This is a genomic window from Dokdonella sp. (assembly GCF_035703485.1).
In the GTDB taxonomy this organism is placed as follows: domain Bacteria; phylum Pseudomonadota; class Gammaproteobacteria; order Xanthomonadales; family Rhodanobacteraceae; genus Dokdonella.
The window spans coordinates 1-13,927 of sequence record NZ_DASSYD010000178.1; the positions used below are offsets into that span (position 1 = coordinate 1).

The following is a 13,927-nucleotide window of genomic DNA, read 5'->3' on the forward strand; positions in this document are numbered from 1 at the left end:
CCGCGCGACGAAGGAGCGTGCTTTAGAAGCGCAAAGACGTTGGGCGGCGGAGCTTGCCCCGCTTCAGCGACGTAGCTGGATCCATGCCATGAAAGTGAGCATGCCCAACAGCACCATCAGCGCGCCGGGGGAAAGCATGGGCAAGGTCACTGGCGCCATATCTCCCCGACGCAAGATCACTGTCGCTGAATTGTTCGCTTCGTTGAGATCAACCCAGGATTCATAGATCCCGAACGTGAAAGGCAGGATCTCTGGTGCCGCCTCCGTCAGGGAAAATTTTAGCTCGCAGACCCTGGTTTCTCCTGCTGCCAAGGGTGCAGTAATTGTGGGATCCCATACGAGATTGTAGAAGAAGTACTTGCCGTCGGCGACCTGCAATGCGATGCCGGGACAATTGCTGCTTCCCCCGGGGCCCAGATCGAATTCATCGATAAATTGAGAGCTGATCATCGGCAGCACTGGAACAGCTGCCGGTCCCAGATTGGTCGCTGTAATGACAAACGAAATCAGCTCACCTGGGCTCAGGTTGTCGCTGGGCGTTGCCGTCATCGTGATCGCAACGTCGGAAGGAATGGTGCCCTGCGAAAACGCGGGAGGCGGGGCCACCGCAAACACGCTCACAAGTAGAAGGATGGGTATCGTGAACCGCTTCATTGGCTTACTAGACACTGTGCGTACTCAGGCGTCAACGATACACACATAAAAACGGCCGCACAGGGCGGCCGTTTTTATTCCACTGGAGCAGGCAGCTTACTTGGCTGCGCGCAACTGACGCGAGAGCTTGTCAACGCGTGCGATCAATGCGTCCACATCGGCCTTCGATGGAATTCCGACGTAGGACATGGCGCGACCGACGCCTTGCTCGATCTTCGCTTCTGCATCGCTGCGGATGGCCTTGATGCGCTGCTTGACCGGCTTCATGCGGCTATCGACGATGCCCTTGACGTCCTTGGACACCTTGCGCACCAGCTTCTCGCTGCTGGCCTGGTAGGACTTGCCTTCACTGACCATGCTCTCGAACAGCTCGATGCCCTGCTTCTGCGCGATCGAGAATGCACCGAGACCGGCGAGCCATACCTTCTGTGCCTTGTCGGCCGTCGTCATGGTCGCTGCCTTGTTCTTTTGCGTCACTTTGATTTGCTTGCTCATCTTGCGTCTCCTGATTGGGGAAGTTCGCCACGGATGGGCGATGAAGCCATCTTCCACGATTACGCTTGAGCTTTCACACTACTGCGCGCGGCTTGGGACAAGTGCGCGGGTGATTGCGGTAGCCGGAGGCAATTACCAGTTCGGACGAATCTGATTGCTCTCGTGCTTGCGATCCCAGGCACGCAGTTCGTCGCGAATATGGGCAATTCCCTGTCGACCAAGGGTGCTGCGTTTTTCATCGAGCAGGTTGGCATCGAGCAGTTCGGCCAGACGCTCCGCCGTGGGCAACATGGCCTCCCAGGCATCCAGCGCAGGGAGCGGCCCGGGCAAGGCCATGAACAAGGTCAGGCCCTGGGTATCCAGCGATTCGATCCGGGCCATGTCGAAATTACCCGGCTTGAGCATGTTTGCCATGCTGAAGATCGGACCGAGTTCGGGCTTGCCAGCATCCATACGATGGAAAATGCCGCGATCGCCGAATTCGAGGCCAGCCTTTTCCGCGGCAACGACAAGCTCACTTCCGGCAATCATCTCGCCATCGCGTGCGCAAACGAACAAGGTGATGATGCGCTCGATCGGGCCATCGGGTCGCATGCCGACAGGCTTCCTTGGCGAACGCCGCGCCTTCGTCTTGGCCGCCGCTTTCGACTCCGCTGCCGGATCTCCGCTTTCACTTCCAGCGAGAAGGTCAAACTGCTCGCCTTTGCGGGCATCTGAATCTTGCGTATCGATATCCAGATCCGCAGAAAGCGTCGGCTCGACGCGCTCGCCTACAGGGTTGCGGAACATCGTGCGCTTGCCCTGCCCGGGCTTCCGCGGCTGGCCAAAAAAGTAGATCAACGCCAGCACGAGCATGCCGACGAAAAAAATGATGACGCGCATTTCAGTGGCGCTCATTGCTTGCTGCTCCATGCCCATACCTCACGCTGCCCCGGCGAGTTTAGCGGCTTCGGCAAGATCGACCTGAACCAGTCGTGAAACACCGGGCTCGCGCATGGTCACGCCACAGAGTTGGCTGGCCGCCTCCATGGTCGACTTGTTGTGGGTGACAAAAATGAACTGGACGCTCTGGCTCATTTCCGTAACCAGCGCCGAGAAGCGCCCGACGTTGGCCTCATCGAGCGGAGCGTCAACCTCATCGAGCAGGCAGAACGGCGCCGGATTGAGGCGGAAGATCGAGAACACCAGAGCAACAGCGGTCATCGCCTTTTCGCCACCGGATAGCAGGGAGATTGAGGTCACGCGCTTGCCGGGCGGGCGAGCCATGATCGTGACACCGGTCGAGAGCAGGTCATCGCCAGTCAGTTCGAGATAGGCCTGGCCGCCGCCAAACAGACGCGGAAACAACTCCTGTACGCCTGTGTTTACGCGATCAAAGGTGTCTTTGAAGCGTTGCCGGGTCTCGCGGTCGATCTTGCGAATGGCGCTTTCAAGGGTTTCCAGTGCCGTCGCCAGATCGGTCAATTGTGCATCGAGGTAGACCTTGCGCTGGGATTGCTCCTCGTACTCCTGGATCGCGGCCAGATTGACCGGCTCGAGGCGCCGGATCTTGTGCTCGAGATCGTCCAGGTCGCGCTGCCATTGATCGGCCTCGATGGCTTCAGGCAATTCCGCGAACAGGGCATCGATCTCGAAACCGGCCTCGACAATCGAAGCTTCCAGGGATTGCGCGTGCAGGCGGCGCTCCTGCTCGTTCAAGCGCAGGTTGCCAAGTTCCTCGCGACGCTCGGTCAGCGCATCCGCAATGCGATTGCGCTCAACTTCGTATTTGCGCATCTCGGCATCGCGCTCTTCCAGCGCCTTGCGCGCTTCGACCAGCTGCTTGTCGACGAGCAGACGTTGATTGAGGCAGCTCTGCCGCTCAGCCTCAAGTTCCGCCAGCGGATCGCCACTGGATTCGAGTTGCGCGGCAATTTCGCCCCGCTTGGATTCCAGTTGGTCGAGCTGGGTTTGCATGCGCTGCAACGATTGTTCCAGCGAAGTCAGCGCCGAACGCTTGGATTCGATTGACAATGCCGCCTGATGCTCGACATCGCGCGCTTCCCGCGCATTCATGCGTGCCTCTTCGCGTGATTCGAGGAGCTGTCGGCGTGCGCCATCCAGTTGTTGACGTTGCTGCTCAAGCTCGCTCATGCGCTCGACCGCCTTGTCCAGACGACCACGCGCTTCGCGAATCTGTTCGTGGTCGGTATCCAGCTTGGTGATCAATTCGCCGAGTTCGGCATCGACCCGGACAAGACGCTCCTGGGCGCTGTCCATGCGTCCACGCTGACTCTGCAACTGGCCGGAAATCTCAGCCAGACGGCGATGTCCGGCATGCGTCTCGCGTTGTGCATCGTCACGCACCCGTTCGGCCTCAATGCGGGCCACGCGCGAATCTTCCACCTGTTTGGCGTGCTCCTCGATTTCTCCATCGAGGATCTCGATTCGGGCCGTCAATTCGGCGATCTCGCGCTCACGCGCAAGCACACCGACTTGCGAGCCCTGAGCCCGCGCCACCCGTGCAAATCCGTTGCCAACCCACTCGCCATCAGCGCTGATGATCGATTCGCCATCGTTCAGCGTAGCGCTGCGTTCGCGTAGTTCCGCAAGTGAACTTGCCGTGCGCACGCGACTGAGCAAAGCCAATGCTGCGGCCGGCCCACGCACATGCGCGGCCAGCGTGCCTGCAGCCGCAGAGGCCGAACCGGTTTCTGCGGCAAGCAAGGTCAAATCGGCCTCACTGATATGAGTCAGCTCCGCCTGCAACGTCTCCGGCGACTCGACCAGAACTGCATCGAGCCAGCCTTGCAGCACCGTCTCGACCGCTCGTTCCCAACCGCTGTCGACATCGAGCGCTTCACCAAGGCGTTTGGGATTGCCGAGGCCGAGACGCTCCAGCCATTCCCGCACACCGCTGCCATCCTCACTCAGCGCGGCGTGTTGCAATGCCTCCAGCGAGGCCAGACGCCCACGTGCTTTTTCCACTTCACTGCGCTTGCTGCTCAGCGAAGTTTGCAGATTGCGCTCCTGCTCGACGATGGCCTCGAAGCCCTGACGCTTCTCATCGAGCACTGCAGTCAGGGATTCAACCTGTTCGCGAAGCTGGGTTTGCTCGCCGTCAAGAGTCTCCAGGACGCGACCCAGTTCAGCCAGGTCCGCTGCCTTCTTCTCCGTTTCCAGTGTCTCGCGACGACGATCCGCCTCGACGCATTGACGATCCAGATAGTCCAGACGTGTGCGTTCGATCTCAGCCGACTGACCGACCTCCGAACTGGTTTTTGTATAGGCATCCCATTGTTCTTGCCATTCGGCCAGCCTGCCCTCGGCAAGGCTCAACTCTTCCACGGCTTTCTCGACCGCTTCGTGCAAGGCTTCACGCTGGGGCGCGGAATCACTCAGAGTGAGACGCAGCGATTCAACCTGGGTCGTGTCATTGGCAATATGCTCGGCCAGTTCAACATGGGCTCGCTCGGTTTCCAGGCGTGAGCGCTCAAGTTGCTCGGCAAGTACGCGGCTGTGCTGGATCTGCTGCTCGACCCGGGCAATCTCGGCGCCAACCTTGTAAACCTCGCCCTGCACGGCATTCAATTTTTCACTGGCACCGGTATGCGCCTCGCGACTGGTCTCGATTTGTGCTTCACGCTGACGCTGCTCAGCCAGTTGCTGCTCGATGGCCAATTCGGCCTGGCGCAGCGCGCCGGATCGGGAATCCAGATCGGCGCGCGCTTCGCGCAGGGTGACCGCCTTGAGCTCGGCTTCCTTGCGCTTGCGCTGGGCCTGGAACTCCTGCCAGCGCTCGGCTGCGCGGGCCTGACGCTTGAGATGTTCGAGCTGCTTGTCGACCTCGTCACGGACATCAGTCACACGATCGAGATTTTCACGGGTCGCCTTGATTCGGCTTTCGGTTTCCTTGCGCCGCTCCTTGTAACGCGAAATGCCAGCCGCTTCCTCCAGATGCATGCGCAACTGATCCGGGTCGGATTCGATGATCTGGCTGATCATGCCCTGCTCGATGATCGAATAGCTGCGTGGCCCGAGGCCGGTGCCAAGGAACAAATCGGTGATATCGCGACGTCGGCAGCGCGTCCCGTTGAGGAAGTACTGCGATTGGCCATCACGACTGACCAGACGCTTGACCGAAATTTCGTTGTACTCGGCGTATTCGCCGGTGACCGTGCCATCGGAGTTGTCGAACACCAGCTCGACCACGGCTTGACCGACCGGCTTGCGCGCACTCGATCCGGAGAAGATCACGTCGGTCAACGAACCACCGCGAAGGCGGCTCGCGGCGCTCTCGCCCATGACCCAGCGAATTGCATCGATGATGTTCGATTTGCCGCAACCATTCGGGCCAACCACTGCCGACATGTTGGTGGGCAGATGCAGGGTCGTCGGGTCTACAAAGGATTTGAAGCCAGCCAGCTTGATCGTAGTCAGTCGCATGGAGCAGAAGTTTCCCTGTTCAATCAGTTCGCGGATTTATCGGCCGGCTCTTCAACGGGCACAGCGGCGCCGGCTGGAGCGGGTTCAGCGCTATCGGGCGTTGCCGTCGTCACCTTGGCCGTGTCACGCAAACGGGTCAGTCGCTGTTCGCTCAGCTGGCTCAGCAGCGTTTCACGAATGCTGTCCTTGAGCTCCTCGAAACTTGGCGGCACGAACGGCGAAATCGCGCTGACGTGCATCACGTGCCAGCCATACTGGGTCTGGATAGGAATCTTGTTGGTTTCCCCGGATTTCAGCGCAATCAAGGCGTTACCGAGAGGCTTGGGCAGTTGCGAAGGGCGTACACGCTGGAAAGCACGCGCCTGCAAGGCTTTCTTGCTCCAGCGATCGTAAACTTCGTTGAACGGTTGCGTCATCGCTTCACCCGAAGCCTTGAGTGCATCGTCCTCACTCTTGAACAGCAACTGGCTGAAGTCGTACTCAACGCGGCCGGCCTTGGCAATCTGCTGCTGATATTCGGTTTTCAGCACACTCTCATCGACATGCGCGGTGCTGCGGAACTTGCCCAGTGTGGCGTTCGCATTTCCCTGCAGTCGATTGAGTTCCACCTCGGCAGCGAACTGCGGGTCCTTTGCGTAGCCCTCTTTCCTCGCTTCCTGATCGAGCAGGATGTAATCCGTCAGCTCGGTCAAGGCAGCGGCGCGTTGCTCGGGGACAGAAAGATCCAGTTTGCGCTCCCTGGCCAGGATATCGAGCAAAATCTGCGGTACGTCCTGACCATTCACGGTCTCCACCGCTGGCAGATTGCCGGGCAAGGCCGAGTTGGAGGCGTTGCCACCACAACCTGCCAAGACCGTAACGGCCAGCATCGCCAGGATGTTTCGAATTGCAGTCATCATGTTTCCTCTGGAGAACGTGCGTCGATTGCCAACGCGTGAATATCAGTTGTCATCAGCTCACCCAGCGCCGCGTAGATTGCGCGATGGCGGGCCAGCGGCTTGAGCCCGTTGAAAGCGCTGCTGACAATATGGACGCTGAAATGACCCCGACCATCGCGTGCGCCGGCATGACCGACATGGCGGTGACTGTCGTCGCTGATTTCGAGTCCGCTCGGCGCAAATGCCTGTTCCAGACGCGAGCGAATCTCGGCCAGACGATCAATCACGGCAAAACCTTGCGGAAAGGCCGCACATCGACGTGCCGGTAGACGCCGGCCGCCATGTACGGGTCTGCATCGGCCCAGGCTTGCGCCGAAGCCAGATCATTGAACTCGGCAACTATCAGGCTGCCACTGAATCCCGCCGGCCCCGGATCTTCGGCATCAATTGAGGGAAACGGCCCGGCCAGCAGCAAACGTCCGGCCTCATGCAACGCCTTCAATCGAGCCAGATGAGCCGGCCTCGCCGTTCCACGCCCGGCCAGGGAATCCGCATTGTCATATCCGGTTATGGCGTACCACATGGTCATCGGTTCCGATAAGGGGCGGCTATGTTAGCCCGGATGAATCGTGAGGTCGCGTGAAATCCACCCAAATTCCGCCTCAAGCACCGGGCTCAATCCCCTCGCAACGGGGTCACCCGGATGGACCCGGTTTGCTGCGCAAGGCGACTCGCAGGGGTTTGACTGCCTTCGCATTGCATCAATACGCTGGACTTGAGGCATCCATTGGGCTTAGGCTTGCGCCTGTACCCGTGGGTTCAGCACTTCTGCCAGTCGCCTGATGGCGGCGAGACCGTTGCAGTCGTGTGCTTCCGATGCATTGCAGGGCGTGTGGTTTCAGACACTCCTGAGCACCTTCTCAGCAGGCACGGCGAAGTCCTTCGGATCGAAACAACCAGTGACTCAGGCAATCAAACGCCGATCGCGGTTCATGCCGAGGGAAGTCGGCAGCGACATTGAATTGAAACAAACTTGCGACGGCTTCGATTCGGATTCTCGAATCCCATGCCACGTCAATCGCAGGATATCGGTGCGATGGCGCCGACCAGGCGATCGACCCGTCAGGCCAGCCTGCAGGTCGAATCCTTATTACGAATGATCTGCGCACGACCCACGCCGTGAGGCGTCGGGCAACCGGATCGGAAATGAATAACCCGACAGCCGAACCTCAAATCCAGCAAGAAGAATCCGCCCCGGCGTTCCCGCCTGTGCCGCAGCAGCAGGAAATGCCGCTGGCGCTGGTGCGCGGTGAGCCCGTGTTGCAGATGCCCCAGGATCTCTACATCCCTCCGGATGCGCTCGAGGTCATTCTCGATGCCTTCGAGGGGCCGCTCGATCTGCTCCTGTACCTGATCCGTCGGCAGAATCTCGATATTCTCGACATTCCGGTTGCCGAGATCACGCGCCAGTACGTCGACTACATCGATCTGATGCAGGAGTTGCGCCTCGAACTGGCTGCCGAATATCTGGTCATGGCAGCCATTCTGGCCGAAATCAAATCGCGTCTGCTGCTGCCCCGGCCACCCAGTGAAGAAGGCCTTGAGGAAGATCCTCGTGCCGAATTGATACGCCGCCTGCAGGAATACGAACGCTTCAAGAAGGCGGCAGCCGATATCGACGAGTTGCCGCGACTGGAACGCGATACGGCCGTCGTTTCGGCCTACGTCCCTGATCAAAATGTCATTCGCCTGCCGCCGCCGGTCGACCTGCGCGAATTGTTGCTGGCACTGAAGGATGTCCTCAACCGTGCCGAGTTGTTCAGCCACCACGCCATTCAGCGTGAAGTGCTGTCCGTACGCAATCGCATGAGTGATGTGCTGCGTTTACTCGGCAATGGTGAATTCCACCGCTTTGAAACCCTGTTTGAAGTCAGCGAAGGGCGACACGGCATCATCGTCACCTTCCTTGCCATCCTTGAACTGGCCAAAGAACTTCTTGTGGAAATCTCGCAAGGCGAAGCGCTGGCTCCCATCTACCTGAAATCATTGGCACTCGCCGATTGAACTCCTTGCACATGATCGAATTTGAACTCCTGAAACGTATTATCGAAGCGGCCATCCTGGCTGCCGGGACGCCGCAGACCGCGACCCAGTTACTCGCCTTGTTTGTTGAAAACGAGGCCACCAGCCATGACGATATCTCGCGTGCCATCGAATCATTGCAGGCCGATTGTCAGGATCGCGGCATCGAACTGGTCGAGGTGGCTTCCGGCTTCCGCTACCAGGTTCGTCAGGATGTCCACGCCTGGGTCGCCCGGCTATGGACCGAACGGCCGAGCAAGTACTCGCGCGCCCTGCTCGAAACGATGGCCTTGATCGCCTATCGCCAGCCGATCACGCGAGGCGAGATCGAGCAGATTCGAGGCGTTGCCGTTTCCACACATATCATCAAGACCCTCGAAGAACGCGAATGGATCCGCGTTGTCGGCCATCGCGATGCACCGGGCAAACCGACCCTGTTCGGATCCACTCGCGGCTTCCTCGATTATTTCAATCTCAAATCACTCGACGAACTGCCTTCGCTCGACGAGATTCGCGACATCGATGACATGGATCCGCAACTCGCCCTCAGCCCACCTTCAGACGAACTCACCAACACTGTCATCGACAACGATGCGCAAGCACTGGCCGAAGCGGTCGCCGGATTCGATTCCGACGAGGCCAATTCCGACGATTCCGATACTGAAATTGATTCCGTATCCGACGCTGCCACCGACACCGACCCGGAAGATTCTGCAGAGGCCACCGAGGAAGACGGCGACACCGCCACTCCCCGCCTCGCCAACAACGCCGATACCGGCGACTCCAACCCGATCCCGTCCGCGTCCGAAACCGATGCCGACACCACGGAGCAAGATGCATGACCTCACCCGTACGCAATGTACTTTCCTTGAAAAAATCCGCGCCTGAAGAAGTCGCCGCCACGCTCGAAGAGCGCCTGCACAAAGTGCTGGCGACGGCGGGCCTGGGCTCACGACGCATGCTCGAAGGCCGTATCGAAGCCGGCGAAGTCCAGGTCAACGGCACAGCCGCCAGCCTCGGCGTCAGCGTTCACGCAGGTGATCGCGTCGAGATCGACGGCAAGCGCTTCGTCGTCATCAGCGATACCAGCGAGCATTCGCAGGTCATCGTCTACAACAAACCCGAAGGCGTGATGACCACGCGCGATGATCCGGAAGGCCGACCCACCGTATTCGAACATCTGCCGCGCTTGAAAGGCGCACGCTGGATCGCTGTTGGTCGTCTCGACATCAATACCACCGGCCTGCTCTTGCTGACCACCGATGGCGCATTGGCCAATGCGCTCATGCATCCCAGTTCGGAGCTTGAACGCGAATATATCTGTCGCGTGCATGGCGAAGTGCCGGACGAAGTCATTGAGCGTCTGCGTAGTGGCGTGGAACTCGAAGACGGCCCTGCCCATTTTGAAGACATCGGCGTGATCAGCCGTGGCGGCAGTCATTCCTGGTTCCGCGTGGTCATTCGCGAAGGACGCAATCGTGAAGTCCGGCGCATGTGGGAAGCCGTCGGACTGATGGTCAGCCGACTCAAGCGCGTGCGCTATGCCAATGTCGAATTGCCGCGCCTGCTGAAACGCGAAAAGACCGCCGAGCTGTCGGTCGAGCAGGTCAAATCCCTGCGCGAACTTTGTGGTGCAGCCGATCCCGAGCCTTGTCTGACTCTCGCACCGGTTATCGGTCAGCGCCGCAGCACGCCGACCGAGTTCAAGCCGGATCCAAAATCCCAGCAGGCCTGGACCAGTACGCGCACCGATGAAGCGCGCGAATTCGCCCAGTTCGATCGCATTCGCGATGACGGCTGGCGCGCGCCATCCGCCAACAAGGGCAAACGTTCGCGCGGCGGCGGCGGTCCACGTCCGTCACGTCCGCGTGCCAAGCCGGCGACGGCTGCAGGCTCCCAATATGTCGATCCCGGCCTCAATCCCGCCGTGCTGCGCACCTGGTTTCCGGATTCTCCGCTGCCAGGCGATCGCAAGCGCAAGCCGGGCGGTCGCGGCGGGAAAAGTGGCGGACAGCCGCGCGGCAATCCGAATTCACTGGCCAATCCGGCACACGGCAATCGCGCTCCCTACCAGGGCGATGCCAACGGCAACCGTCCACCGCGCGGCAACGCCCGCACCGATGATGCAGTCGGCAATCGTGCCCCACGTGGCAACTCCACCCAGGATGATGCACGCGGAAATCGCGCTCCAGCCAAGGAAGGAAACGTCTGGGCCAATCGCGGCAAGAACCCGCGCAGCGGCGGCCAGGGCAATGCCTCACGCGGCAACAGCCAGCCCGGCAATGCCAATCGCGGCAAGCGCGGAAATCAGGGCAACCAAGGCTCGCGCGGCAACTCCGGCGGCCAGGGCCCGCGCGGCAACAATGGCAATCGCCGCGGCCCCGGCTCGAACTCCTGATTTGCACGGCGCCGGGTTTAAGCCAAGGTCCACGGTTCGTCATTCTTGCATAAGCAATACGATGCCGGAACGAACATTCGCGGAACGAGTGACCCGAAGGGCATGCTGCAGTAGCAGCACCATTGGGGCTATTTCAGCAGCAACGAAATCACTCATTGACCAGTCGCTCGGCTGTTGTATTGCGCGTCCGAATTTGCCGGCCATTTGGCAACTTCCGATCAGGGTTCGGCAGGCTCACCACGAGCGAGAGTCAATCTGACGTTTCCTGACCCTGCGCGATTCCATTCCGATCCGCTGCTCCGACAGGTTATTGTTCGCACCTTCATTCCACGCGCAACAGGTGAGGGCAATGGGCAAGAGCCGGATGGAAGCGTTCAGCGATGGCGTTCTCGCCATCATCATCACGATCATGGTGCTGGAGCTCAAGGTTCCGCACAGCGAGGAAATTTCATCCCTCGCACCGCTGCTGCCGGTGCTCTTCAGCTACGTATTGAGCTTCATCTACGTCGGCATCTACTGGAACAACCATCACCACTTGCTGCACGCCACCCGGCAAGTGGGCGGCGGCACGCTTTGGGCCAACCTGCATCTGCTGTTCTGGCTATCCCTGCTACCATTTGTCACCGGCTGGATGGGCGAAAATCATTTCTCCGCCCTGCCCACCGCGCTCTATGGTTGCGTGCTTCTGATGGCCTCGATCGCCTACTGGTTTCTCGTACGCAGAATCATTGCCAACGAAGGAAAGGACTCGCTGGTCTTCAAGGCCGTTGGCAAGGACAGCAAGGGCATCATCTCGACCTTGCTGTATGTGGCCGCTATCCCGCTGGCCTTCGTTCAACCGGGGATTGCCCAGGGCATCTTCATCCTCGTCGCGATCCTGTGGCTGATCCCGGATCGTCGGATCGAGAAAGTCATGTCCGAGCACAACGACGATTGATTGGCCCGGGCGAAATCGGATCAGCCGAAAATCATTGCCACCCTCAGCAGCGAGACCGCCATGCACCGACTCGACCGCTGAATTGCGCACGACAAGTGCACCCTGCCCCACCCATCAACGTCTGCTAATCTGTCCCGATCACTGACGGGAGTAGCTTATGGGCCGGTTTTCAATCAGGCGTCCGGGTGCGCGAAAAAGCCTTTTCCTGATCGCGCTGATGGCATTTCCAGGCACCGTCGCCCTCGCCCAGCACACGGTCAAACCGATATTGCACGGCGAACACTGGATGGCGATCACCGGCAAGCCGCTGGCGGCAACTGCCGGTGCGCTGACTTTTGCGCGCGGTGGCAATGCGGTTGATGCAGCCTGCGCGATGCTCGCGGCGACCGCGACCATGTGGGATACGCTCGGCTGGGGCGGCGAAACACAGGCCTTGATCTACAACCCGCATACCGGCGAAGTCAAAGGCATCAATGCACTCGGAGTCGCGCCGACCGGCGCAACGGCAGAATTCTTCCACGACAAGGGCATGGTCTATCCGCCCGAATACGGTCCGCTCGCCGCGGTCACCCCGGGCACCCCGGGCGGCCTCATGGTCATGCTCGCCGAATACGGCAAGCTGAGTCTGGCCGAGGTGCTGGCGCCGGCGATGCAGATGGCCAAGGGCTATCCGATCGAGAAGTCGCAGGCCGACAACATGGAGTCGCGTCGTGACTTGCTGGCGACCTGGCCGGGTTCAAAAAAGGTCTTTCTGCCCCATCTCGACAAGGATGACGCGAGCAAGCGCGCGGCACCCGAGGCTGGCGAGATTTTCCGCCAGCCCGAACTGCTCGCCACACTTCAAAAGCTGGTCGATGCCGAAGCAGCCGCACTCGCCGCCGGCAAGAATCGCAAACAGGCAATCCAGGCGGCCTACGATCGCTTCTATCGTGGCGACATCGCCAAGCAGATCGTCGCCGGCTCCAAAAAATACGGCGGACTGATGACGCTGGAAGATCTCGACCGCTGGCAAGTCCATATCGAGGAACCGGTCAGCACCAACTACAAGGGTATCGACGTCTACAAGCTGACCACCTGGGTGCAGGGCCCGGTCATGCTGCAGGCGCTGAACATGCTCGAGAAAATCGACATCAAGAGCATGGGCTACAACAGCGCGCGCTATATCCACACGCTCTATCAGGTCATGAACCTGGCCTTTGCCGATCGCGATTTCTACTACGGCGATCCGTACGTGCCGCCGGTCGAGCCGGTCGCTGGACTGCTTTCGAAAAAGTACGCCGACCAGCGTCGCGCGCTGATCAATCCCGAGCGCAACGATACGACCATCAAACCCGGCGATCCGTATCCATTCCAGAATGGCAAGAATCCCTACCTCGATCTGCTCAAGAAATGGACGCCGATTCCGCCGAAAGCGATTGCCGAAGGCGCCGAAGGCTTTCAGCAATCGAGCCTGATGAGCGCCGATGAAGCCTTTCTCGCCGGCACCACGTCCATTCAAGCAGCCGATGCCGAAGGTTGGGTCGTCTCAGTCACGCCGAGCGGCGGCTGGATTCCAGCCTTCATCCCCGAAGGCACCGGCGTCGGCCTCAGCCAGCGCATGCAAAGCTTTGTCCTAGACAAGGCGCTCAACCCGTTCAACGTGGTCCATCCGGGCCAGCGCCCGCGCGCCACGCTGACCCCAAGTCTCGCCCTCAAGGACGGCAAGCCGTTGATGGCGTTCTCGGTACAGGGCGGCGACAGTCAGGATCAAAACCTGCTGCAGTTTTTCCTCGACATGGTCGAGTTCAAGATGAACGTGCAGCAAGCCGCCGAAGCCCACAACATCCTTAGCTACCAGATGCAAAGCTCGTTCGGCGCACACACCTCCGAACCCGGCCGCCTCCAGCTCACCCGACGCGTCTCCGAATGGGACCGCGCAGAACTCGGCCGCATGGGCTACAAGGTCGAAATCGTCGACCGCACCTACAGCCCGATCACCGCGATATGGCTGGATCAGAAGAATGGGACGCTGTGGGGTGGTGCCAGTGAGCAGGGGGATGATTATGGGATTGCCTGGTA

Annotated in this window: 12 protein-coding genes; 5 read left to right on the forward strand and 7 right to left on the reverse strand. The window is 60.0% G+C overall.

Going from position 1 to position 13,927, the window contains the following annotated elements:
• Positions 1–63 precede the first annotated feature (63 nt).
• From VFN25_RS13620 to VFN25_RS13650, 7 genes are all read right to left on the reverse strand, one after another.
• Entirely contained in the window at positions 64–654 is a 591-nt protein-coding gene (locus VFN25_RS13620; protein ID WP_325142824.1) for a hypothetical protein, read from the reverse strand.
• A 96-nt stretch (positions 655–750) separates the two neighbouring features.
• Entirely contained in the window at positions 751–1,149 is a 399-nt protein-coding gene (locus tag VFN25_RS13625) for a phasin family protein (RefSeq protein WP_325142826.1), read from the reverse strand.
• A gap of 132 nt (positions 1,150–1,281) precedes the next feature.
• Complete coding sequence (gene zipA, locus VFN25_RS13630; RefSeq protein ID WP_325142828.1) at positions 1,282–2,046, reverse strand: cell division protein ZipA; 765 nt, start codon at positions 2,044–2,046, stop codon at positions 1,282–1,284.
• Between the two features lie 24 nt (positions 2,047–2,070).
• On the reverse strand, positions 2,071–5,574 hold the full coding sequence (gene smc, locus VFN25_RS13635) for a chromosome segregation protein SMC (protein ID WP_325142829.1): 3,504 nt from the start codon (positions 5,572–5,574) through the stop codon (positions 2,071–2,073).
• Between the two features lie 23 nt (positions 5,575–5,597).
• Complete coding sequence (locus VFN25_RS13640) at positions 5,598–6,470, reverse strand: peptidylprolyl isomerase (protein ID WP_325142831.1); 873 nt, start codon at positions 6,468–6,470, stop codon at positions 5,598–5,600.
• On the reverse strand, positions 6,470–6,736 hold the full coding sequence (locus VFN25_RS13645) for a BolA family protein (protein WP_325142844.1): 267 nt from the start codon (positions 6,734–6,736) through the stop codon (positions 6,470–6,472). Before VFN25_RS13645 ends, VFN25_RS13640 begins: the two co-directional genes overlap by 1 nt.
• Positions 6,736–7,035, reverse strand: a complete 300-nt coding sequence (locus VFN25_RS13650) for a YciI family protein (protein ID WP_325142833.1) — start codon at positions 7,033–7,035, stop codon at positions 6,736–6,738. Before VFN25_RS13650 ends, VFN25_RS13645 begins: the two co-directional genes overlap by 1 nt.
• Before the next feature lie 623 nt (positions 7,036–7,658).
• Between VFN25_RS13650 and VFN25_RS13655 the strand changes: the two genes are divergently transcribed.
• From VFN25_RS13655 to VFN25_RS13675, 5 genes are all read left to right on the forward strand, one after another.
• Entirely contained in the window at positions 7,659–8,516 is an 858-nt protein-coding gene (locus VFN25_RS13655; protein WP_325142835.1) for a segregation and condensation protein A, read from the forward strand.
• An 11-nt stretch (positions 8,517–8,527) separates the two neighbouring features.
• Entirely contained in the window at positions 8,528–9,376 is an 849-nt protein-coding gene (gene scpB / locus VFN25_RS13660) for an SMC-Scp complex subunit ScpB (RefSeq protein ID WP_325142837.1), read from the forward strand.
• Positions 9,373–10,932 (forward strand): 23S rRNA pseudouridine(2605) synthase RluB, encoded by a 1,560-nt coding sequence (gene rluB, locus VFN25_RS13665; protein ID WP_325142839.1) that lies wholly within the window; start codon positions 9,373–9,375, stop codon positions 10,930–10,932. Before scpB ends, rluB begins: the two co-directional genes overlap by 4 nt.
• Positions 10,933–11,281: 349 nt before the next feature.
• The gene (locus tag VFN25_RS13670) at positions 11,282–11,869 is read left to right on the forward strand and encodes a TMEM175 family protein (RefSeq protein WP_325142840.1); all 588 of its coding nucleotides are present in this window, start codon (positions 11,282–11,284) and stop codon (positions 11,867–11,869) included.
• 217 nt (positions 11,870–12,086) lie between these two features.
• A partial coding sequence (locus VFN25_RS13675; protein WP_325142842.1) for a gamma-glutamyltransferase family protein occupies positions 12,087–13,927 on the forward strand: 1,841 nt, incomplete at its 3' end.